Source organism: Streptomyces sp. AM 2-1-1, assembly GCF_029167645.1.
In the GTDB taxonomy this organism is placed as follows: Bacteria; Actinomycetota; Actinomycetes; order Streptomycetales; family Streptomycetaceae; genus Streptomyces.
On record NZ_CP119147.1, the window covers coordinates 476,356 to 498,937 of the forward strand.

Sequence of the window (22,582 nt, forward strand, 5' to 3'; positions counted from 1 at the left end):
GGGCCGCCCGGCCCGGCGGCCCCTCACACCGCGTCGGCCAGGACCAGCGAGTGGATCCGGTCCGGAGCGCCCGGCCGGGCGTAGTACCACCCCTGGCCGGTGTCGCAGCCCAGTTCCCGCAACTGTTCGGCCTGGGCCGCCGTCTCCACCCCTTCCACGGTCACCGCCAGGTTCAGGCTGTGGGCCAGGGTGACGATCCCCTCCACGATCTTCAGGTCGACGGGGTCGGCCGGGTGCCGTTGCATGCCCCTGGTGAAGGACCGGTCGAGCTTGAGCACGCTGACCGGGAGGCGGCGCAGGTTGGCGAGGTTGGAGTAGCCGGTGCCGAAGTCGTCGAGGGCGATGTCGACGCCCATCTCCGCCAGTTGGCGCAGCGGTTTGAGCAGGCCGTCGTCCGCGCCGATCAGGGCCGACTCGGTGAGCTCCAGGCAGAGCGCTCCGGGCTCCAGACCCGAGCGTTCGAGCACGTCCACCGTCTCGGCGACGAGCCGGGGGTGGTGGAGCTGGGTGGGCGAGAGGTTGACGTTGATCCTCAGCGGGCCGCCGTCGGTGTGCCGTTCCTGCCAGTGGTTGGCCTGGCGGACGGACTCCTCCAGCACCCAGCGGCCGAGCGGCACGATGAGGCCGGTGTGCTCCGCGAGCGGGATGAACTGGTCCGGGCCGAGGACGCCGTGCTGCGGATGGCACCAGCGGACCAGGGCCTCCGCGCCGTGCACGCTGCCGTCGCCGAGGTGCACCAGCGGCTGGTACTCGATGAAGAACTCGCCCCGCTCCAGGGCGGCCGGCAACGCGGTGGTGAGCCCGTGCCGGGTGATGGCCCGGGCGTCGGCCTCCTCGTCGGCGAGTTCGAAGCGGTTGCCGCCGGCCGCCTTGGCGCGGTACATCGTGATGTCCGCGCTGCGCAGCACCTCGGCGGCGCTGCGGATGCCGGAGGGGCCCTCGACGATCCCGATGGAGCCGCGCACCGTCAGCTCCCGCCCTTCGATGCGGATCGGCGTGGACAGCACACCGAGGATGCGACCGGCCAGGTCGCCCACCTCGCGGGCGGTGTTCGGGCCGGTGGTCAGCGCCACGAACTCGTCGCCGCCGAGACGGGCCACCATCTCGCCCTGGGCCGTCGCGCAGCTCTGCAGCCGGTCGGCGACCTCCACCAGGAGACGGTCGCCCGCCGCGTGACCGAGGCTGTCGTTGATGGCCTTGAAGCCGTCGAGATCGAGGTAGCAGAGACCGAAGCGGGTGCCGCCCTTGGCCGCGACCGCCTTCTCCAGCCGCTCGAAGAAGAGGGTCCGGTTGGGCAGCCCGGTGAGCGCGTCGTGGGTGGCCTCGTAACGCAGTCGCAGGTTCAGCAGCCGGCGTTCGGTGGTGTCCTCCATGAGCGCGAGCTGGTACTCGGGGCTTCCCTCGGAGTCGCGCAGCAGCGACACGGTGAGGTTGGTCCACAGGACGGTGCCGTCGTTGCGGTAGTAGGGCTTCTCGACGCGGTAGTGGTCGCGTTCGCCGCGTACGAGTTCGTGGTAGTACCGCCAGACGTGGGGCGTGTCCTCCGGATGGGCCCACTCCGTCAGCTTGCGGCTGCGGACATGGCTGTCGAGACCGCCGAACATCCGGGTGAGGGTGTCGTTGAGTTCCAGCACGTTGCCGTCGAGGTCGGCGATGGCGATGCCGATGGCCGCCTCCGCGAAAACCGCCTGGAAGCGGGTCTGCGTCTCGTGCAGCACCTGCTCGGCGTGCGAGCGGGCGGCCAGCGCGGAGCGCGCGATGGCCTCCTGCTCGCCCAGGGTCCGTTCGCGCAGCGCGTGGCTGTACCCCCCGGCCAGGGTGTGCTGGATGCGTGCGCTGCGGGCCCGCCCGTCCTCGGTCGAGAGCTCGGCGGGGCCGTTTCCGCCGCAGTAGAGCACCAGGTACGACTCGATGACACCGAGCGTCGCGCTGAGGGCGTCGGGGTCGGTGCAGTGGGCGTCGACGAGCGCGGTGCCCACGCGTTGGGCGGGGGCCGCGTCGAACGGGTGGGCGTGCAGGGTCTCGCTCAGCTCGCGTGCCAGCGGCAGCAGATGCTGTTCGAACTCGGGACGGGTCAGGGAGGTGGCCGTCGAGGGGAAGATGGCTCTGCTCCAGATCGTGGCGAAGCGCCGGAGCCGGCCCTCCGGGCCGTCCGGTTCCTCGTCCCGCGCTCCGGACGGCTGGGCGGGGATGCTCACGCCTTTCGTCCCACGCCGGCGTACCCCGAGAAGGCGAACGGGTCTTCCGGCTCCCCGGCCTCGCCGGGGTCGGGCCGCCAGTCGGGCATCGGGACCAGCCCCGGGTCGACGAGGTCACAGCCCCCGAAGAAGCGGGCCACCTCTTCGGGCGAGCGCATGACGAGCGGGTTGCGGATGCTGCGGTAGACGCCCACCGCGCCGCCCGCTTCCTCGCGGGTCACCGGGATCCCCTCGTACGCGGCGTGGGTGATGACGAGCAGGCTTCCCGGGGCGAGCGCCTCGGTCAGCTCGGCGACGGCGGCGTACGGGTCGTCGGAGTCCTCCACGAAGTGGAGCACCGCCACCAGCAGGAGGGCCACCGGCCGCTCCAGGTCGAGCAGTTCGCCGATCTCCGCGTTCTTGAGGATCTCCTGCGGCCGGCGCAGATCGGCGGCGACCACGGCGGTCCGGCTGTCGCCGTCGAGAACCGCACGGCTGTGCGCCACCGCGACCGGGTCGTGGTCGACGTAGGCGATGCGCGCGGCCGGATCGGCCGCGAGGGCGACCTCGTGCACGTTGCCGAAGGTCGGGATACCGGAACCGATGTCCAGGAACTGGGTGACGCCCTCGGCCACCGCGTAGCGCACCGCCCGCCGCATGAACGCGCGATTGGCCTGCATGATCTTGGGGAGACCCGGCATGAACTCCATGGCCCTGCGGGCCGCTTCCCGGTCCACCTCGAAATTGTGCGAGCCGCCCAGATAGAAGTCGTACATGCGGGACACGCTCGGCACCGATATGTCTATGCCTTGCGGTGCCCAGGCGGGACGCTCCATCGATGTCTCCAACAAGTCGCCACGACGATCCGGCCATGTTCATGGTCAGTGTTGACCAGAGGCTACTGACCGGCCGCCAAGAGAGCGAGAGGAAACGGAAATTCGCGGTCCGTTATTGGTCACACCCTGCTGACAGGTGTGACCACCGTACGTATACGCAGGTGGACGCGGAGCGACCGGTCCTCCTCCGCGGATCCTGCGCGACGACGGGGAACTGGCCAACGCACCGTCGGCGTCGCCCCGGACATCCCGCCGTCGCCCATATCACATATCGGTCAGAGCGTTCCGGCGGGCTTCCCCCTATCCCATCCGGACCGTCATCGCCCGTACACGAAAGGCGAGTTGTCGAAGGGCGAGGCAAACCGACCCGCCGGTAACCGGGGCGCCGGGAACCCCGTCCACGAGGCGGTAATTCGAGCCATCCCGAATGGCCCTCCCGGGCCGAAAGGGAAGGGACCGGCGGGCCCGGCGGCCCGGCGGCGGCGAACCCGCGCCCCGGAAGCGGAAGACGGCCCTCACTGTCCGTCAGCCGACCCTCACCGAAAACAGTCCGTGCGGTCCGGGCCGGAGGCCGGTGGGGGCGCCCCGGCGCCACACACCCTCGCCGCACCGCGACAGCACGCTTCCGTGTTCCGCACAACCAAATCGCCGATTGTCCCACCATCAGGCGAATCACCCGAGTGCGTGGTGCGCGCCCCGCCGAAGGAGACCATGATCCCGGTCGTGCACGGATCACGTATCGGACGGCTCACCGCGGCCACCGCGCTCCTCTGGCTGTGGGTCGCGCCCGCGCCGGCGGTCGCGGATGCCTGCGCGGTGGCCGTCGTCGGGCAGGACGGCACGGCCACGGCGGTCTCTGCGGCGGGTGACGGGGGCTGCACACCGCCCCCGGCCCCCCCGCCCCCGCCCTCACCCGAGCCCTCGCCGCCCCCACCGTCCCCCGCTCCTCCTCCGCCCCCGCCGGCTCCCACGCCGGCGCCTCCCCCACCGGAGCCGCCCCCGCCCCCGAAGCCCTCGCCCCCGGCGCCGCGCGCCGCACCGCGCCCCTCCCCGCGGCCCACGCCGCCGCCCCCCGCGCCCGTACCGGCGCCACCGCCCGCACCGGCACCGAGCCCGTCGCCGCCCCCCTCGCCCACCCCGTCCGCGCGCCCCGTGCCCTCCGTCGTGGCCCTGCCGGCCTATCGCAGGCCCCATCGCCAAGTCCACGACAGCGGAACGTCGTTGGTGACGCTGACCCTGATGATCACAGCTCCCGCGGTGTTCGCCGTCGCCGTGCTCCGGCCTCGCTCGTCCCGCTGAACCGACGGAGGACACCTTGTCGGAATGGATCGCTCTCTCCATCGCGATGGCATCGGTCTGTGCCGTCGTACTCACCATCGCCGTCCTCAACAACCGCCGCGTGAGCGAGGACGACGACCCGTCCGAAACGCCCGACGTCATCGAGTACATGACGATGATGATCGGCGTGGTGTACGCCATCGTCCTCGGCCTCGCCATCGCGGGCGTCTGGGAGGGGCGCAGCGCCGCCCAGGAGTCCGTACGCCTGGAGGCCCAGGCCCTGCACGAGGTGCGCGAGCGGTCCTCCGTCTATCCGGCGGAAGTCCGTGAGCGCATCCGCGCCGACGTCGACGCCTACGTCTCCTACGTGGTGCACGACGAATGGCGGTCCATGTCGGAGAACGGCTCCCTCACCGAGCGCGGAACCGAACTCATCGACACGATCCGCGCCGACGTCACCCGGTACGTGCCGCGGAACGACCACGAGGGTCAGGCGTACCAGCCGCTCGTGGACCAGGTGGCGGCCGCCGACGACGCGCGCAGTGCGCGCGGGCAGAATGCGGGTGCCACGATGCCGGGGGTGGTGTGGTTCGGCCTCATCATCGGGGCACTGGTCACGGTGGGGATGATCTTCACGCTGCAGATCCGGAGAAGCTTCCGCGAACTGCTCCTCGCCGGGCTCTTCAGCATGCTCATCGCCTTCCTCCTCTTCCTGATCTGGGACTTCGACTCCCCCTTCGGGCGGGGCATCTCGGCGACCACGGCACCCTTCCTCGACCTCTTCCCGAACGCGTAGTCCGGAAGCGGTCCCGAAGAGGACGGGAAGCACGTGTCCTCCGGGCGGTACGCCGACCGGGGGACGCGCTGCCCCATTCGCCTTACTCCGATCGCGGGCCATGGGACGCGCTCCTAGCGTGTCGGACATCGAGACGTACTTCCCCATGCATCCCGCGTCGCGGAAACCGGTTCCGCGGGTACGCCTCGGTCCCCGGAGGCTCACATGCGCGCGATACGTGTCGCACCCCTCGCCCTGTCCGGCGCCACCGCACTTCTCCTCGCGTCTCCGGCGGCCCACGCCGCGCAGGACGGGGGAGGCACGTCCCCGTTCACCCCCACGGTCACTCCCTCGGTCGTCGCCCCCGGTGGCCAGGTCACACTGGGCGGGGGCGGGTGCACCAGCGGGACGACCATCACCTCGGGGGTCTTCGACACCGCTCTCATCCCCGCCGGGAGCACGACGGCCACCGCCACGGTGGACCGGGACGCCCAGCGGGGCGCCATCTACGCGGTGACGTTCAAATGCGGCTCCACCGGTACCGCGAAGAACGTCGGCCTCACCGTCACGGGCAGCGCCGCGAGCCCTTCCACGGCTTCCGTTCCCGTCCCGGCGACCGTCACCCCGCCCGCCACCCTCACGGTTATCGGCACGGCCACGTCCGTGGCGAAGCCGTCGTCCCCGTCCGCCCCGGCTCCCGCGGGTGTCCAGGGCGGTCTCGGCGGGAGCGTCGGGTCGATCGACGCCCGGGAGCTCGCCGCGGGCGCGGCTCTGGTGCTGATGGCGGCGAGCGGCACGGTCTTCCTCCTACGCCGTCGCGGTACCGGCCGGCACTGAACCGGCCGCTCGAGAACGCGCACGGCAGTCGCCCCGGGTCCTGATCCAGGACCCGGGGCGACGGGCGTATCGGGCCGGGCGCCGGGGACGACCCCCTAGACGGCCGCATCGCCGGTCCGACGACGGCGGACGACGAAGACGGCGCCGCCGACGGCCGCGGCCGCCACCAGCCCGCCACCGATCCGCGTCTCCGCGGAGCCGGGGCCCATGGAACCGCCGAGCCCGCCCTGCGCGCCCCGTCCGTCGAGCACGGTGAACCGCGCCGTCGCCACGGGGTCGTTGTTGTTGCCGCCGTTCCCGCCGTTGCCCCCGTTCCCGCCGTTCCCGGCGTTCCCGAAGTCGTTGCCGTCGTTGTTGCTGTTGTTGTTGCCGTTGTTGCCGTTGTTGCCGTTGTTGCCGTTGTTGTTGCCGTTGCCGTTGTTATTGCCGCCGTTGCCGCCGTTGCCGCCGTTGCCACCGCCGTTGTTGTTGCTGCTGCCGGTGGTGCTGTTGCAGCGCACCGACAGGTTGTAGTGCCCGGGGGTCGTGTCGTAGCGGATGCGCGCGGTGGCGTATCCGGTGCGACCGGCCGAGAGCTCGACCGTCGGGAACGCGTTGGACCACACCCGGCCTCCGCGGCTGCAGCCCTGGGCGCTGATCTGCAGCGTGGCGCCCTGGTGCACCGCGCGCGGGTTGACGGTGACGTTCACCGGTACGGCCGGGGCCGGACCGCCTCCGGCTGCTGCCAGCGTGGGCGCGAGCCCGACCGCCGCGAATGCCGTCGCGGTGACCGCGAGGGCGCGTGTGACACGCATCGTGTGAACCTCCAGCGGGGCGCGCCCCGGAAGCCTCTCCTCCGGGATGGGTCGAACGCGCCCCATGACGAACCCTCACCAGAACCCCCGCGAGGTCGCACGTCGGCGCGGCCCGCCCGGTGGGACGACACGCCGGGCGGGCCGTGCCGCACCTGACGGAGCCGCAGGTCATGGACCGTCAGGACTTTTCCGTCCTCCCATTACTCCGACAGGCGGCGCCGCTGAGCCGGCGGAACCCGCGGGCCACCCGTTCGCGTCGCTCCGATCGCCGTCGGGCTCCCTCCCCCCTAGCGTGCCGAACGTGGCGACGACGAGAGGGAGAACCATGGGCCGGGACAACTGGAAGGTTCAGCGGACCAGGCACACTCCGTGGGGTGCCGTCGCCCTGGTCCTGCTCACCGGGATCGCGTTGATGCGGAACGGCGTGGACGTGCCGGACGGGCCGCCGCAGCCGGTGGCCGCCGCACGGCTGGACGCCCCTCGGGACCTCGGTGACACCGGGGACATCGGGGACACCGAGGAAGCCGGGGACGACCGCCTGGCGGACGAGCCGGTGCGGATGCTGCCGTACGCGCCCGCCGCGCGGGTCTCCGTCCCGGCCATCAAGGTGGACGCCCCGATCGTGGACGTGGGCCTCGACCAGGACGGCTGGATCGCGGCGCCTCCCCCGCAGGACCCGAACCTCGCGGGCTGGTACCAGAACGGAATCTCCCCCGGCCAGCGGGGAACGGCGGTGCTGGTCGGCCACGTGGACAACCTGTCGGGACCCGCCGTCTTCTACGGCCTCGGCGCCCTCACGAAGGGCGAGCACGTGGAGGTGACCCGCTACGACGGCCGGGTCGCGGTCTTCGAGATCTACGGCGTGGAGGTCTTCTCCAAGGCCGACTTCCCCGGCCCGCGCGTGTACGGGGACACGGGCTACGCGGAACTCCGGGTCATCACCTGCGGCGGTGGCTACTCGAAGGCCGGTGGGTACGACGGCAACGTGGTCGTCTTCGCGCGCTTGACGGAGACCCGCTAGCCGCGCGCGGTGCGCCGCCGCGCGCGGCTCGGGCAGTCCGCCAGTACGCGCCCCGGGTGCGGGAGCCACCGCCTCTCAGGTGCGGTACGGCACCGTGAGCCGGTAACCCCGGTCGATCAGGTGGGGCAGGTAGAGGGGCAGCGCCTCGACGGTCTGCGAGCGGTCGCCCCCGGCGTCGTGGGAGAGCACGACCACGCCCGGGGCCGCACCGTCCAGCACCCGCCTCACGATCGTGTCGGTGCCGGGGGTCTCCCAGTCCAGGGAGTCCACCGTCCAGGCCATCGGCTCCATGCCCAGCTCCGCGCCGACCTCGAAGGAGTTGCGGTTCCACGCCCCGTACGGCGCCCGGAACCAGAGCGGGGCGTCCCCGGCCGTCCGCCGGATCTCCTCGCTGGTCCGCTCGATCTCCTCCCGTACCTCCGCGCGGGTCAGGCCGGTCATCAGGGGGTGCGTCCAGGAGTGGTTGCCGATGACGTGCCCGTCCTCGGCGATCGCCCGCACCAGATCCTGGTTGTCGTGCGCCATCTCCCCGCAGAGGAAGAACATGGCGTGCACCTGATGCCGCCGCAGGGTGGCCAGGATGTGCGGTGTGTAGAGCGGGTCGGGGCCGTCGTCGAAGGTGAGCACCATCGCGCGTCCGAGGTCCGGCAGCTCTTCGAAGGGCCGGGTGCGTACGGGCGGCAGTGCGGGCCGGCGCCGGGGCGCGGTCTCGGCGGCCCGGCCGACCATGGGGCGCAGCCGGTAGGCGGAGGGCCGGTGGGGCGCAGCGGCCGGCGGGCCGGCCGCCCCCACCGGCCCGGCGGGCGGGGCGGTGGGGGCGGCGGCCGGTTCCGCGGCGATCAGGTGGGCGGTGGCCGCCGCGCCGATGCCGGCGGTGATCCTCAGCAGCGCCCTGCGCCCCGGCTGCTTCTTTTCATATTTCATGACCAACTGCTCGCACGGTGGTCCCGTTCCGGAGTCGCGCCACACGGTCCCCCCGCACACTCCACCCGTGGGGAGGACCGCCCCTCTGCCGACCGGCTCAGCGCCACCACCGCGCCCGCTTTCGGCGCAGCGCGCCGAAGCCGCTAGCCTTCCAGCCGTGACTGAGCAACAGCGCCACCAGTTCGAACGTGGCACAGACGGACCCAAGGTGATCGTGGCGGGCATCGACGGCTCCGACTCCTCCATGCGGGCGGCGGCCTACGCCGCCGGGCTCGCACGGAGGCAGAACGCCACTCTCGCGCTGGTCTACGTCCAGCCCTTGATGGTCGCCGGTGCGGCGCTCGGTGCGCCGGTGGCCGGCACCACCGGAGATGTGGCCGAAGGGCTGATCAACGAGATCCGGACCTCCACCGAGCGCATGAAGGACACCTGGGACGTGCGCTGGGAGTTCCACACCTTCCCCGGCGACCCGTTCAACGGGCTGGTCACCGCCGCGGACGAGCTGAAGGCGGATGCCGTGATCGTCGGCGCCTCCGAGTCGGCCGGGCACCGGATCATCGGCTCGGTGGCGATCCGGCTGGTGAAGGCGGGACGCTGGCCGGTCACGGTGGTGCCGTAGGCAGTCCGGACCCGCACCCTGCGGAGCCCCGGCAGTGAACCGCCGGCGCCCGGCGCCACCCGCGCGCTCGGCCAAGTCAGCGGATCGGCCAAGTCAGCGGATCGGCCGCCGGTCCCGCCGACCGTTCACCGCACCGCTCGTCGCTTTCTGCGACCGCTCGTCGCACGCCCCTGCCCGCGGCCTGTTCCTGCGCCCGCCGATGCGTTCGGATACGCCAGGCGGCAACGAGGCCGCCTGCGAGCCGCGGGAAGGGACGTTCCACGATGTCCACGACGACCACCGACGAGCGGGCCATCGCGGAGCTCCTGCGGGAGCACGGCCCCGCGCTCTTCCACTTCCTGCAAGGGCTGACCTTCGGGGACCGCCAGCGGGCCGAGGACCTGGTCCAGGAGACGCTGGTACGCGCGTGGCAGCACCCGGAGGCGTTCGACGCGCCGTACGAGTCGATGCGGCCGTGGCTCTTCACCGTCGCCCGGCGCCTCGCCATCGACGCACGCCGGTGCCGGCAGGCACGGCCCACCGAGGTGAGCGACGCGGTGCTCGAGTGCGCGTCCGCCCCGCTGGACACCGCGGACTCGGCGGCCCGCTCGATCGACGTGCGCGCGGCGGTACGCGGCCTGAGCCCCGAGCACCGTGCGGTACTGGTGGAGATCTACTTCCACGGACTGAGCGTCTCCGAGGCGGCCGAGGTGCTCGGCATACCGCCGGGCACCGTGAAGTCCCGCTCCTACTACGCCCTGCGGCTGCTCCAGCGCGGTCTGCCCGGCTACTCCCCCAGCAGGTCCCGCTCGGTCAGCCAGACGAGGAGGCCGGAGGCCTGCACCACCTCCGTGTAGGCGGCGGCGCATCCGTCGCAGCCGAGCAGATGCGCGGAGACCTCGCGGGCCTCCGGCCCGGTCAGCGCGTCGAGCACGTACGCGCCGAGCAGGAGTTCCACGTGAGGGTGTTCCGACGGACCGGTGGTCATCGCATCCTCGTCTCCGCTCGACGACTCCACTCCCTACTGCCCACGGGGAGCGTCCGCCGCCGGTTCACCCCGGTGCGGACTCCGACGGGGCGAAACACCCCGCAGCGGTCAGGACCCGTGCACGCCGGCGCGGTACTTGGGGAGCCGGACGGTGACCTTCATGCCCGCTCCGACGCCGGTCTCGATGACGAGCCCGTAGTCGTCCCCGTACACCTGGCGCAGGCGCTCGTCCACGTTGAGCAGGCCGATGCCGGTGGAGGCGCCGCCCTCGCCGCGCAGGATCTGCCGCAACCGCTCGGGGTCCATGCCGGTGCCGTCGTCCTCGATGACGACTTCGGCCTCGGAGCCCGCGTCCAGGGCGGAGATGGTGATCCGGCTGCGGGTGACGGCCCCTTCGAGCCCGTGTTTGACGGCGTTCTCGACGAGCGGCTGGAGGCAGAGGAAGGGCAGGGCGATGGGCAGCACCTCCGGCGCCACCTGGAGGGTGACCGCCAGCCGCTCGCCGAAGCGGGCCCGCACGAGCGCCAAGTACTGGTCGATGGAGTGGAGTTCGTCGGCGAGCGTGGTGAAGTCGCCGTGGCTGCGGAAGGAGTACCGGATGAAGTCGGCGAACTCCAGCAGGAGTTCGCGGGCCTGCCCGGGGTCGGTGCGGACGAAGGAGGCGATGGCGGCGAGCGAGTTGAAGATGAAGTGCGGCGAGATCTGAGCGCGCAGCGCCTTGATCTCGGCCTCGATCAACTGGGTCCGGGAGCGGTCGAGTTCGGCGAGCTCCAGCTGTACGCAGACCCAGCGGGCCACCTCGCCGGCGGCGCGGGCCAGCACCGCGGACTCGCGTGGGGCGTGGGCGACGAGGGTGCCGAGGACCCGGTGGTCGACGGTGAGCGGCACGGCCACCGCCCAGCGCAGCGGGCAGTCGAGATCGCCGCAGTCGGTGACGAAGGCGGTGTCGCGGCCGTTCTCCAGCACCCCCTTCACCTGCTCCATCACGTCGGGGCCGTGGTGGTGTCCGGCGCCGTCCCAGACGAGCACGCGTTCCCGGTCGGTGAGGCAGAGGGCGTCGGTGCCCAGCAGCGACCGCAGCCTTCGGGCGGAGCGCCGGGCGCTGTCCTCGGTCAGCCCGGCCCGCAGCGGGGGCGCGGCCAGTGAGGCGGTGTGCAGGGTCTCGAAGGTGGCGTGTTCGACAGGGGTGCCGACGTCACTGGGCCGCACGGGCCGGGCGGTACGGCGCCCCAGCAGGAAGGCCGATCCGGTCAGCAGGACGACGAGGACGGCGAGCACCGCGATCAGGGCCCCGGTCATCGGTCCCTCCCGGCGGCCAGGGCTTCCGGCAGGTGGAAGCGGGTCATCGCGGCGTTGGTGCCCGCCGGTACGCGCCCCGGAGTGGCGAGCGAGACGAGGATCATCGCGAGGAAGCCGACCGGTACCGACCAGACGGCGGGCCAGGCCAGCAGCGCGTGGGGCCATCCCGGCGGCCGTACGGCCCCGCTCACGGTGATCGCCACGGCGAGGAGCGCCGAGCCGCCGCCGAGCAGCAGTCCGGCGATCGCCCCGGGTGGGGTGAGCCGGCGCCACCAGATGCCGAGCACCAGCAGCGGGCAGAACGACGAGGCGGAGACGGCGAAGGCCATCGCCACCGCGTCGGCCACCGGCACCCTGCTGACGAGCAGCGAACCGGCCAGGGGCACGGCGATGGCGAGGACGGTGGCGGGCCGGAAGTACCGCACGCCCCGCTGCGGCAGGACGTCCTGGGTGATGACCCCGGCCACGGCGACGGTCAGTCCGGAGGCGGTCGAGAGGAACGCGGCGAACGCTCCCCCGGCGATCAGTGCGCCCAGCAGGTCGCCGCCGAGCCCGCCGATGACCCGGGCGGGCAGCAGCAGGACGGCGGCGTCGGCGTCCCCGCCGCCCCGGAGCTCGGGGGTGTAGAGGCGGCCGAGCGCCCCGTAGACGGGCGGCAGCAGGTAGAAGAGGCCGACCAGGGCGAGCACGGCGACGGTGGTGCGGCGCGCGTCGCGTCCGTTGGGGCTGGTGTAGAAGCGGACCACGACGTGCGGGAGCCCCATGGTGCCGAGGAAGGTGGCGACGATCAGCCCGTACGTCGCGTAGAGCGGGTGGTCGGCGCGGAAGACGGAGTGCTGTCCGCCGAAGGTGACGGCGGGGCGGCCGTCGCCCTGCCAGGCCAGCACCAGGAAGAGCGCGGGGACCAGCAGCGCGGTCAGCTTCAGCCAGTACTGGAAGACCTGGACGAAGGTGATCGACCGCATCCCGCCCGCGGCGACCGCGACCACCACGACCGAGGCGACGAGCACGTCCCCGAGCCACCCGGGCGCGCCGGTGAGGATCTGCAGGGTGAGCCCGGCGCCCTGGAGCTGGGGGACGAGGTAGAGCCAGCCCGCGCCGACCACGAACACGCTGACCAGGCGGCGCACCTGGCGCGACTCGAGGCGGCCCTCGGCGAAGTCCGGCAGGGTGTACGCCCCCGAGCGGCGCAGCGGGGCCGCGACGAAGAAGAGGAGCACGAGGTAGCCGGCCGTGTAGCCGACCGGGTACCAGAGCATGTCGGGGCCGTGCACGAGCACCAGCCCGGCGATGCCGAGGAAGGAGGCCGCGGAGAGGTACTCGCCGCTGATCGCCGCCGCGTTCAGCCGGGGGCGCACCGAGCGGGAGGCGACGTAGAAGTCGGAGGTGGTGCGGGAGATCCGCAGCCCGAATCCGCCGACGAGGACCGTGGCCAGGACGACCGTGGCGACCGCGATCCACGACGCCGTGTGGTCGGGCGCGTTCACCGTGCCGCGCGCCCTTCGCCGGAGCGGGCGCAGGAGTGGGCCGGGCGTCCCGCGGGGTTCCTCACGGGGTGGGCCGGCCTTCCACGAGCCGGGCGAAGTCCCGTTCGTTGCGCTCGGCCCGGCGCACGTACCACCAGGCGAGGAGGGTGATCGGCGGATAGGCGGCGAAGCCGAGCACGGCCCAGACGAGGGCGCCGCTGCGCAGCGTGGTGAAGACGAGCGGGAGGGTGCCGGCGACGAGGGCGAGGGCGGCGAAGGCGGTGAGTCCGGCCCGGAGCTGGCTGCGCATCAGCGAACGCACGTACGCCCCGCCGAGCGCGGTCTGCTCGTCGATCTCGGACTGGGTGCGGTGGCGCGGCAGCGGACGCACCCTCCGGGGCACCCCTGTCACGACCTCGCGCCGGGGCGTGGGCTCTGCGGACATGAGCTCGGAGTGTAGGGCGCGCGGGAAGGCGGTGGGAAGGGGTCCGGGTACGACGGCCCTGGTCAGCGGCTGCCCTGGCGCATCAGCAGGTCGCGCAGGGCCCGGCTGTGGCGGCGGCTCACGGCGAGTTCCGCGCCGCCGATGCGGACGCTCATGGCGCCGGCGTCCAGGCGGAGTTCGTCGATGCGGGCGAGCGCGACGAGGTGGCGGCGGTGGATGCGGACGAATCCCCGGGAGCGCCACCTCTCCTCCAGCGCGGTCAGCGCGATACGCACCAGGTGGCTCCCGGTGTCGGTGTGCAGGCGGGCGTAGTCGCCCTGGGCCTCCGCGTACGCGATGTCCTCGACGGGCACGAACCGGATCACTCCGCCGAGTTCGACCTGTACCGGATCGCCGCCGGTGTCGTGCGGGGGCGCGGTGCGCTCCCCCACCTGTTCGGCGACGCGGCGCACCGCTTCGGCGAGGCGTTCGCGGCGCACGGGCTTGAGCACGTAGTCGACGGCCTTGAGGTCGAAGGCCTGCAGGGCGAAGCCCTCGTGGGCGGTGACGAAGACGATGAGCGGCGGCGCGGCGAACCCGGCGAGGAGCTGGGCAACGTCGAGACCGGTGAGGCCGGCCATGTGGATGTCCAGGAAGACCACGTCGACGGCGCCGGGGTCGTCCGGTCCGGCGTCGACCGCGGCACCGATGCGGCGCAGCGCCTCGGTGGCGCCCGTGGCGCCTTCGGCGCTGTGGATGCGGGGGTCGGCACGCAGGAGGTAGAGGAGTTCCTCCAGGGCCGGTTCTTCGTCGTCGACGGCGAGTACGCGGAGCATGAGGCCGGAGTGTAGGCGGTGGGGACTGCCGGGCGGACCGGTCCGGGGCCGTTCGTCTACTTCAGGAAGCGTGACGTCCTGCGGTCGGCGAGGGGCTTGCCGCCGGTCTGGCAGGTGGGGCAGTACTGGAGGGCGGAGTCGCTGAACGACACCTCCAGGATGGTGTCACCACAGACCGGGCACGCCTCCCCCGCCCGCCCGTGGACGCGCATGCCGCCGCGCTTCTCGGCCTTCAGCCTGCCCGCGGCGCCGCCGCTGGAACGGGCGACCGCGTCTTCGAGTGTGGTGCGCATCGCCGCGTACAGGTGGTCGATGTCGTCGTCGCCGAGGGCGGAGGTGCGTTTGAACGGGGACATCTTCGCGACGTGCAGGATCTCGTCGCTGTAGGCGTTGCCGATGCCGGCGATCAGCGACTGGTCGCGCAGCGCGCCCTTGATCTGGCGGCTCTCCCCGCCGAGCAGGGCGGCGAACGCCTCCCGGTCGAAGTCGGGGGCCAGCGGGTCGGGACCGAGCCGGGCGATACCGGGCACGTCCATCGGGTCGCGGACGAGGTACACGGCGAGCCGCTTCTTGCTGCCCATCTCGGTCAGGTCGAAGCCGTCCCCCCCGGTGAGGACGGCGCGGAAGGCGAGGGGTCCCTTGCCAGGACCCGGAGGCTTGGCGGGGAAGGTCTCCCGCCACTGGAGCCAGCCGGCCCGGGCCAGATGGGTGACGAGGTGGAGCTCTCCCGCCCCGATGTCGAGGAACTTGCCGTGGCGGTCGACCGAGGTGACCGTCGCGCCGTCCAGGGCGGCGGGCGGCGGGTCGTACGTCTTGAGCACGTTGACGGAGAGCGGGAGGACGTGGGCGATCTCCCTGCCGACCAGGTGGTCGCCGAGGAAGACCCGCAGGGCTTCGACTTCCGGCAGCTCGGGCATGTCTCCAGCCTGCCGCAGGCCCCGGACGGTCGGCCACCGCTGGCCCGGGGCGCCGTCCGGGCGCGCCCTTCAGCCCAGCCGGTACACGCGGGTCGCCGTTCCGGCGAAGACGGCGTCGCGCTCGTCCTCGGAGAGGTCCGCGGTGAGGGTGCTCGCGGTCCGGAGGACCTGCGGGTACGAGGCGGCGAGCCGGCACACCGGCCAGTCCGAGCCGAACATCAGCCGGTCCGGTCCGAAGGCGTCGAGGAGGACGTCGGTGTACGGGCGCAGGTCCTGGTCTCTCCAGCGGCGCGGGTCCGCCTCGGTGACGAGGCCGGAGAGCTTGCAGACCGTGTGGGGCAGGGCGGCCAGCGCACGCAGGTCGTCCGCCCACGGGGTGAGGACGCCTTCGGCGACGGGTGGCTTGCCCGCGTGGTCGAGTACGAAGGTGAGCCCGGGCACGAGCTCGGCGGCGGCCCTGGCGGCGGGCAGTTGGTGGGGCCGGACGATCAGGTCGTAGGCGAGGCGGGCGTCGGCGACGGCCGCCAGGCCGCGCAGCACGTCGGGGCGGAGCAGCCAGCGCGGGTCGCGCTCACCCTGCACCTGGTGGCGGATGCCGGTCAGCCGGTCGCCGCCGGGCAGGGCCCGCAGGGCGGCGAGGGCACCGGCCACGTCTGGGGCGGTGAGGTCGGTCCAGCCCACGACCCCGGCGACGAGATCGCTGCCGTGGGCGAGGGCGAGGAGTTCGGGTGTCTCCTCGGCGACCGCGACGGTCTGCACGAGGACGGTGGCGCGCACGCCCGCGGCCCGTGCCTCGGGTTCCAGGTCGGCGAGGGTGAAGGTGCGCCGGAGGGGGGCGAGCTCCTCGCCGGTGATCCACTCCTGGTCGCGTACGGAGAGGTCCCAGACGTGGTGGTGGGCGTCGACGATCGCCGCGGGCACCGCCATGTCACCGCTCCTCGGGAGTGCGGGAGCCGGCGGGTGCGCCGGGGGCCGGGAGGAGTCCCGCGGCGCGCAGTTCCTCCCAGAGGGCGGGAGGGGGCGGGGTGCGCAGCAGGGCGGCGGTGTCCCGCACCTCGGCCGGTGAGCGGGTGCCGACGAGGACGGTGGCGACGGCCGGGTGGGCGAGGGAGTGGTGCAGGGCGGCGGCGCGCAGCGGCACCCCGTACGCCTCGGTGACGGCTTTCATGCGCAGGGCGCGTTCCACGAGTGCGGCGGGGGCGGTCGCGTAGTCGTACGGCGCCTCGGGGCGCGGGTCGGCGAGGAGGCCGGAGTTGAAGACCCCGCCGACGACGACGCTCCGGCCCCGGGCCTCGGCCTCGGGCAGCAGCGCGTCCAGCGCGCTGCCGTCGAGCAGGGTGTGGCGGCCGGCGCAGAGGACCACGTCGACATCGGTGTCCCGCAGGAAGCGGGTGAGCATCGCGGTCCGGTTCATCCCGGCGCCGATCGCGCCGACGACACCTTCGCCGCGCAGCCGTTCCAGCTCCGGGTAGGCCTCGCCGAAGGCGGCTTCGGCGTGGTCGTCCGGATCGTGCAGGTAGACGACGTCGACGCGGTCGAGGCCGAGGCGCCGCAGGCTCTCCTCCAAGGACCGGCGCACCCCGTCGGCGCTGAAGTCCCACCGCCTGCGGTGCGTCACCGGGACGGCGAACCCGTCGTCCAGCCCTCCCTGCTCGGGATTCCCGCCCGGCAGCGGGTCGAGGATCCGCCCGACCTTGGTGGAGAGGGTGTACGAGGCGCGGGGCCGGGAGCGCAGCGCGGCGCCGAGTCGGCGCTCCGAGAGGCCGAGACCGTAGTGCGGGGCGGTGTCGAAGTGGCGGACGCCCTCCTCCCAGGCGGCGTCCACGGCGAGGGCCGCCTGCTCGGGGTCGACGGCTCGGAAGAGGTTGCCGATGGCCGCGGCCCCGAACGAGAGCTCGGTGACCTCGACGGCGGTACGTCCCAGTGTGCTGCGCCGCATGCCTGCCGCCTTCCGCTGAATGATCGCTTACCGTACGCAGCGAATATTCATCGGATCACTGGGGCAAGTCAACCGGGTCCGCCTGCTCGTTCCGCGCACTGTGCGGGTCATGTGCGGTCCATCACTCCGACCACTGCGCTCCTTCAGCCTCAGGCGGTCCACAGCGGCGCCGGGGCGAACTACGCAGTGAGCGGGGTGAGCTCCGGCGTGCGCGGTACGAGTTCCTGGAGCGCGGCCAGCTCCTCGGTCATCGCGGCCGCGAGCAGTTCGAGATCGGGCAGCGCCTTGCCGTCGGCGACCAGACCGACCTGGACGCTCCCGCCGTACGGGGAGAGCGCCACCGCGAGCGACTGACCCCGGGCCAACGGCGCCATCGGGTAGAGGGAGCGCAGCGGGCAGCCGCCCAGCGACAGGGCGGCGCGCGGCAGCGGCACGTGGGTGACCAGGAGGTCGAAGAGCATCCGGGCCGCGCCACCGGCGAGGGGAGCGCCGAACCGGTGGGCCAGCGGCGGAAGCCGGTCGGCCAGGACGGCGACGGCTCCGGCGCCCTTGAGCGGGCCGGCCGCCTTGTTGCGCTCCATCGCGGCGCGCACGGCCCGCAGTCGGCGGCGGGCGTCCGGCTCGGAGACCGGCAGACCGAGCAGGTAGGCGGAGAGCCGGTTGCCGTCCCGGGCGGCCCCGCCGGGGCGGCGGCGCGAGACGGGTACCAGGGCCCGGGGATCGCCGCCGGGCAGTTCCTCCCCCCGGCCGGTGATCCAGCGCCGCAGCGCTCCGGCGACGACGGCGAGCAGCACGTCGTTGGCCGTACCGCCTTCGGCCCTGCGGACGCGTTGTACGGCCGCCGCGTCCAGGTCGGCGGTGACGAGCCGCCGGGTGCCGCTGGATCCGGCCGCCAGCGCGCCGACAGCGCCGGGCGCGAGCCGGCTCGCGCGCATCACGGACGCTCCGACGCCCAGCGCCCGGCCGACTTCCTCCAGGCGGCCGAGGGCGAGGCCGGCGACCTCCCGGGGGCCGGGCATCCAGGAGCGCGGCGGCACGGGAGCACCGCGCACCGGCATCCTGGGGCGGGCGGTGGCGGCCGCGATCTCGTCGAAGATGCCCGCGCCGATCGCGACGGCGCGCATGCCGTCGGCCAGCGCGTGGTGCAGTTTCACCAGTACGGCGAATTCCCCGCCCGCTTCCGCGCCCTCCAGGAGGTACATCTCCCAGGGCGGCAGCCCCCGGGCGAGAGGACGTTCCATCAGGTCACCCGCGAGCGAGGTCGTCGCCGCCATGAAGCCACCGGGCGGCAGAGCGGCTCGGCGCACGTGCCGGCGCACGTCGAAGTCCTCGTCCGCCGACCAGGCCGCGCCCCCCAGGGGCAGCAGGACGTCCCGTACCCGCATCCGAAGCCGGGGCACGGCCGCCGCGCGCTCCCGGAGCAGCTCCAGCACGTCCGGCAGCGGGCGCCCGGGCACCGGGGAGAAGACGGCGAGCGCGCCGAGGTGCATGGGGTGGGCCTCGGATTCCAGGTGCCAGAAGGCCAGATCGAGCGGGGCGAGCAGTTCGGCACCCATGGGGGTCCTCATGTCATCGGGGGCAGCGAGACCGTCGTACGGCCACAGTCCCACCACGTGATCGATTACGTTCAAGAACGAACGCGCTACGTTCAGCTACCGCATGGTAGGCGACGAAGTACTTGCACGACGCGAGCGCAAGCGCGCGAGTGAAAACGATCGGGACGACCGAGAGCCCTCAGGGTTCCCGGGGCGCCCCGTCCCCTCCGGGCCGTTCGCGCCCGGCTCCGCCGCGTCCGCCTCGGTCGCGTCCGCCTCGGTCGCGCCGGTCCGGAAGCTCGTGGTGCGCGGGGGGTTCGTGCCGCCCCGGCCGTTCGAACCGTTCGGGGATGAGGAACTCGCTCCACACGCACTTGCCACCGCCACGGGACTCCACGCCCCAGACGTCCGCGAGCCGGTCGACGAGCATCAGCCCCCGGCCCGAGACGCCTGCGTCTCCCGCGTCACGGCGGCGCGGCAGCGCGCTGGAGCGGTCCTCCACGTCGACGCGCAGCCTGCGTTCGCCCCCCGCGAGGATCCGGATGGTGACGATCGCCCCGCCGTCCGTGTGCAACAGGGCGTTGGTGATCAGCTCGTCGGCGGTGAGCTCGATCTCGTCCGCGCGTTCCCCGGCGCCCCAGGCGCGGACCGCCGCCCGGATCATGTGCCGGGCGGAACTCAGTGCCTCGGGGTCGTTCTGTGCGACGTGCTGCCGGAGCCGACCGCCGGGCTGCGGGGACGGCACCGCGTCGCGCCGCAGCAGCAGGACCGCCACGTCGTCCTCGCCGCCGTACCCGTCGACCGACTCGCAGAGCTGATCGGCCAGCCGCCGGATGTCCTGCGGGCCGTTGCGGACCATCTCGGTCAGCAGCCGCATTCCGCCGTCGAGATCGGTGTCGGGCAACTCCACCAGACCGTCCGTGTAGAACACCAGCGTGTGGCCGGGGTCGAGTTCGACGGTGCTCACCGGGTAGTCGAGGCTCCCGAACTCGGCCGAGAGCCCGAGCGGAAGGCCGCCCTCGACGAACAGCTTGTGGCAGCTGCCGTCGGGATCGCGGACCAGCGGCTCCATGTGCCCGGCCCGGACCATCTGCATCACACCGGTGGTCAGGTCCGCCTCGGCGTAGATGCAGGTGGCGAACCGGTCGGTGTCCAGTTCCTGCAGGAAGACGGAGGCGCGGGCCATCACCGTGGCGGGGCTGTGCCCCTCGGCCGCGTAGGCGCGCAGCACGATCCGCAGCTGTCCCATCACGGCCGCGGCGTGGGTGTCGTGACCCTGTACGTCCCCGATGACCGCGCCGACCCGGCCACCGGGCAGGGGGATGACGTCGTACCAGTCACCGCCGATGTCACGGCCCAGCCGGGCGGAGCGGTACCGGACGGCGACCTGGGCGCCGGGCACCTCCGGGATGCGGCGCGGCAGCATCGCCTGCTGGAGTCCTTCGGCGAGATCGTGCTCCTGCTCGTAGAGCATCGCGCGCTGGAGGCTCTGGGCGATCGAACTGGAGAGGGACACCAGGAGATTGCGTTCGTCGCCGGCGAAGACCGCCCGGTCGTCGTAGAGGAGACCGAGGGCGCCGATGGGGTGGGCCTGGGCGATCAGCGGCAGATACGCGGCAGAGGTGACGCCGAGGTGACTGATCTGCCCCCACAGCTCGGGGTAGGAGCGGGCGAAGTCGTCGGGCGTCTCGATGAACCGGGGAGTCAGCGTCCGCAGGACCTCGCTCATCGGGTACCGCTCGTCCACCTTGGTGTACCGGGTGCCCGGCACGAACGACCCCTCGGGCCCTTCGGCCACCAGGTGGATGCGCCCGGCTTCCAGCAGGCCCATGACGATGTTGGCCGCCCCGAGGTGGGCGAGGCCGCGCGAGTTCTTGAGCACGTCGATGACGTCCTGCACCGTGCGGGCGTGGGCGAGTGCCGCCGAGGTCGCCTGCACCAGGCTGGTCCGCCGGCGCCGCTCCTCGTCGAGTTCCTGACGCGCGACGGAGTCCGCCAGCTCCTGGGAGGCGTCCCGGACGATCCCGAGGATGCGGCGGGGGCGGCCGTCGGCGTCGCGCCGGATGAACCCCTGGGTGTGGGTCCAGCGCAGCGAGCCGTCGCGGAGCCGGCAGCGGAAGTAGGCGCCGTAACTCTCCTGCCCCGCTTCCAGCGCCTGCACGAGCATGGTGTCGAGCCGGGCGCCCTCGTCCTCGGGGACCCGCTGGCCGAGATCGGCCGGCCGGTCGTTGTACTCCTCGGGCCGCAGATCGAACACGTCCAGCGCCGGCCGGTCCAAGTGCATGAGGCCACTGTCCAGATCCCAGTCGAAGCTGCCCATACGGTTCAGGGCGAGGCTGAGGTCCGGGTGGGCGGGCCAGTCTTCCGGGAGTGACAGGGCACCCGCTACCCGATCATCCATGTCCGCCACTCTGCCATCATTTGTCCGATTGTTCGAGCGATTGCGCGGCGGACCGGTCGGTGGAGGGCCGTCGGGGAGCGGGACACGGGCGCTCCCCGACGGCCGGCTCGTGCCTCAGGCAGCCGCGTCTCCCGGCGCGGGAGCCGGACCGCCGGTGCGCTCCCGGCCTCCCGGGTACGCCCCGTGCGCGAAGTCCGGCAGCGCGCCGTCCGCGTCCGGGGCGTGGCCGGCCGTCCCCGGCGCCCCGGCATCGCCGTCCCCCGTGAAGTCGGGGAGCCCGGGGTACGCCTCGCCGGTGAAGTCGGGGAGCTCCGGATACGCGTCCCCGGTGAAGTCGGGGAGCTCCGGATACGCGTCCCCGGTGAAGTCGGGGAGCTCCGGATACGCCTCCCCCGTGAAGTCGGGGAGCTCCCGGGTGGACGCGTCGCCCGTGAAGTCGGGCAGGTCCGCCGGATCCGGCCGCTCGGGTGCGAAGTCGTCACCCGCGTCCGGGCCGCCGGCCGTGGACTCGCCGTCGGGGCCCGCTGCGGACGGGCCGGAATCCGCGTCGTCCGCGAGACCCCCGGGACCGTCCGGGGCACCGGACGGGGAGGGGAGGAAGGCGTCGCCCGGGTCGGACGCGGGCGGGTCGGCAGGGCTGAGGTCTTCGGCGCCCTCCCCGAGCGGCCGCTCGATCCAGCCGGGCGCGACGAGGTCGGCGATGACCAGGCTGTCCAGCACGCGGGTGCTGGGGGTGATGTCGACCACGCGCTCGGGGTCGTAGTCCGCCCAGCGCTCACCCCGGTTGGCGATCCGTCCGGTCAGGGGTACCGCGGGGGTGAGCGGGTCGCCGGACGCGCACCGCACCCGGGGCAGCCCGCGACTGTCGGCCATCACGGCGGTGCCGGCCTGGAGCACGGTCTGGAAGGTGGTGGAACCCCGGGCGGCGAAGCCGTGATCGGTGACCCGGGCGTCGGCCCGGAGCACCACGGGAGTCAGCGCGCGCAGATAGCCGGGGATCTGCACCGCCTCGATGCCCGCCACCCGAGCGAAGGCACGGGCCCGTCCGGCGTCCTCGGCCAGCAGGTCGGCCTGCTGGTCCACGTCGCAGCTGGGCGTGGACCGGACCCCTCCGTAGAGGCCCGCTGCGTCGCCCAGGACGGCGTGGGCGACGGGAGCGGTGGCGGGGGCGCCACCCGCGGGGAGGACTTCCGTACCGGCGTCCGGCGCGCCCGGGACCGATCCCGCCGTGGACCGGGTGAAGGGTGCCGGTCCCCGGGCGGCGGCCGGCTGGAGCAGCACCTCGTGGCCGGCGGTCTTCGCGGCGGGCCGGGCGGCCCCGGAACCGGGTGCGCCGGCGCACCCGGCCGCGGAGAGGGTCGCCGCGCAGACGACGGCGGACAGGGCATACGGGAGTCGTCGGGACGAGCGCACAATGCTCTCCTGCCAGTACGTACGGGGTGGTGGGTCTCCTCATGTCTGACGCACGCGCGGAGCGGCCGCAAGCCGGGATACGGCCGCCCGGCGCATCCTTGAACGCGTTCAAGAAGGACGATAG

At 73.2% G+C, this 22,582-nt stretch carries 19 protein-coding genes and 1 pseudogene; 5 read left to right on the forward strand and 15 right to left on the reverse strand.

From position 1 onward, the window contains the following. Positions 1 to 23 precede the first annotated feature (23 nt). Positions 24 to 2,198, reverse strand: a complete 2,175-nt coding sequence (locus PZB77_RS01990; RefSeq protein WP_275490771.1) for an EAL domain-containing protein — start codon at positions 2,196 to 2,198, stop codon at positions 24 to 26. Then, the gene (locus PZB77_RS01995) at positions 2,195 to 3,013 is read right to left on the reverse strand and encodes an SAM-dependent methyltransferase (protein ID WP_275490772.1); all 819 of its coding nucleotides are present in this window, start codon (positions 3,011 to 3,013) and stop codon (positions 2,195 to 2,197) included. Before PZB77_RS01995 ends, PZB77_RS01990 begins: the two co-directional genes overlap by 4 nt. A 1,315-nt stretch (positions 3,014 to 4,328) precedes the next feature. On the opposite strand from PZB77_RS01995, the gene PZB77_RS02000 reads away from it, so the two are divergent. Both PZB77_RS02000 and PZB77_RS02005 read left to right on the forward strand, forming a co-directional pair. Continuing rightward, the gene (locus tag PZB77_RS02000) at positions 4,329 to 5,087 is read left to right on the forward strand and encodes a DUF4239 domain-containing protein (protein WP_275490773.1); all 759 of its coding nucleotides are present in this window, start codon (positions 4,329 to 4,331) and stop codon (positions 5,085 to 5,087) included. A gap of 204 nt (positions 5,088 to 5,291) precedes the next feature. Further along, positions 5,292 to 5,903, forward strand: coding sequence for a hypothetical protein (locus PZB77_RS02005; protein WP_275490774.1), 612 nt, complete (start codon positions 5,292 to 5,294; stop codon positions 5,901 to 5,903). A gap of 95 nt (positions 5,904 to 5,998) precedes the next feature. On the opposite strand, the pseudogene PZB77_RS02010 reads toward PZB77_RS02005, so the two are convergent. Next, positions 5,999 to 6,190 (reverse strand): annotated as a pseudogene (locus PZB77_RS02010) (hypothetical protein); the annotation flags it as partial. Between the two features lie 832 nt (positions 6,191 to 7,022). Here PZB77_RS02010 and PZB77_RS02015 point away from each other — a divergent pair. Next, positions 7,023 to 7,718 (forward strand): class F sortase, encoded by a 696-nt coding sequence (locus tag PZB77_RS02015; RefSeq protein WP_275495881.1) that lies wholly within the window; start codon positions 7,023 to 7,025, stop codon positions 7,716 to 7,718. A 75-nt stretch (positions 7,719 to 7,793) separates the two neighbouring features. Here the strand turns inward: PZB77_RS02015 and PZB77_RS02020 are convergent, their stop codons facing one another. After that, the gene (locus PZB77_RS02020; RefSeq protein ID WP_275490775.1) at positions 7,794 to 8,642 is read right to left on the reverse strand and encodes a polysaccharide deacetylase family protein; all 849 of its coding nucleotides are present in this window, start codon (positions 8,640 to 8,642) and stop codon (positions 7,794 to 7,796) included. A gap of 157 nt (positions 8,643 to 8,799) precedes the next feature. Here PZB77_RS02020 and PZB77_RS02025 point away from each other — a divergent pair, with 157 nt between their 5' ends. After that, positions 8,800 to 9,261 carry a universal stress protein gene (locus PZB77_RS02025; protein ID WP_275490776.1) on the forward strand — a complete coding sequence of 154 codons (462 nt, stop codon included), beginning with the start codon at positions 8,800 to 8,802 and terminating at the stop codon, positions 9,259 to 9,261. 263 nt (positions 9,262 to 9,524) lie between these two features. After that, positions 9,525 to 10,097: a sigma-70 family RNA polymerase sigma factor gene (locus PZB77_RS02030; RefSeq protein ID WP_275490777.1), complete on the forward strand. Its 573-nt coding sequence runs from the start codon at positions 9,525 to 9,527 to the stop codon at positions 10,095 to 10,097. Here the strand turns inward: PZB77_RS02030 and PZB77_RS02035 are convergent. From PZB77_RS02035 to PZB77_RS02085, 11 genes are all read right to left on the reverse strand, one after another. After that, complete coding sequence (locus tag PZB77_RS02035; RefSeq protein WP_275490778.1) at positions 10,028 to 10,228, reverse strand: zf-HC2 domain-containing protein; 201 nt, start codon at positions 10,226 to 10,228, stop codon at positions 10,028 to 10,030. The genes PZB77_RS02030 and PZB77_RS02035 overlap by 70 nt on opposite strands. 108 nt (positions 10,229 to 10,336) lie before the next feature. After that, positions 10,337 to 11,527: a histidine kinase gene (locus PZB77_RS02040; RefSeq protein ID WP_275490779.1), complete on the reverse strand. Its 1,191-nt coding sequence runs from the start codon at positions 11,525 to 11,527 to the stop codon at positions 10,337 to 10,339. Then, on the reverse strand, positions 11,524 to 13,014 hold the full coding sequence (locus PZB77_RS02045) for a cation acetate symporter (protein ID WP_275490780.1): 1,491 nt from the start codon (positions 13,012 to 13,014) through the stop codon (positions 11,524 to 11,526). Before PZB77_RS02045 ends, PZB77_RS02040 begins: the two co-directional genes overlap by 4 nt. Positions 13,015 to 13,075: 61 nt before the next feature. Then, positions 13,076 to 13,438 (reverse strand): hypothetical protein, encoded by a 363-nt coding sequence (locus tag PZB77_RS02050; protein ID WP_275490781.1) that lies wholly within the window; start codon positions 13,436 to 13,438, stop codon positions 13,076 to 13,078. Between the two features lie 62 nt (positions 13,439 to 13,500). Then, on the reverse strand, positions 13,501 to 14,253 hold the full coding sequence (locus PZB77_RS02055) for a LytTR family DNA-binding domain-containing protein (RefSeq protein ID WP_275490782.1): 753 nt from the start codon (positions 14,251 to 14,253) through the stop codon (positions 13,501 to 13,503). 56 nt (positions 14,254 to 14,309) lie between these two features. Continuing rightward, a complete protein-coding gene (locus tag PZB77_RS02060) occupies positions 14,310 to 15,170 on the reverse strand; it encodes a DNA-formamidopyrimidine glycosylase family protein (RefSeq protein ID WP_275490783.1) in 861 nt (286 codons plus the stop codon). 69 nt (positions 15,171 to 15,239) lie between these two features. Further along, positions 15,240 to 16,097: an amidohydrolase family protein gene (locus tag PZB77_RS02065; RefSeq protein ID WP_275490784.1), complete on the reverse strand. Its 858-nt coding sequence runs from the start codon at positions 16,095 to 16,097 to the stop codon at positions 15,240 to 15,242. Position 16,098: 1 nt separating this feature from the next. Then, on the reverse strand, positions 16,099 to 17,109 hold the full coding sequence (locus PZB77_RS02070; RefSeq protein WP_275490785.1) for an aldo/keto reductase: 1,011 nt from the start codon (positions 17,107 to 17,109) through the stop codon (positions 16,099 to 16,101). A 179-nt stretch (positions 17,110 to 17,288) separates the two neighbouring features. After that, entirely contained in the window at positions 17,289 to 18,665 is a 1,377-nt protein-coding gene (locus PZB77_RS02075) for a wax ester/triacylglycerol synthase family O-acyltransferase (RefSeq protein ID WP_275495882.1), read from the reverse strand. 178 nt (positions 18,666 to 18,843) lie between these two features. Then, the gene (locus PZB77_RS02080) at positions 18,844 to 21,045 is read right to left on the reverse strand and encodes a SpoIIE family protein phosphatase (RefSeq protein ID WP_275490786.1); all 2,202 of its coding nucleotides are present in this window, start codon (positions 21,043 to 21,045) and stop codon (positions 18,844 to 18,846) included. Positions 21,046 to 21,159: 114 nt separating this feature from the next. Beyond that, entirely contained in the window at positions 21,160 to 22,458 is a 1,299-nt protein-coding gene (locus PZB77_RS02085; RefSeq protein ID WP_275490787.1) for a DUF6777 domain-containing protein, read from the reverse strand. Between the last annotated feature and the right edge of the window lie 124 nt (positions 22,459 to 22,582).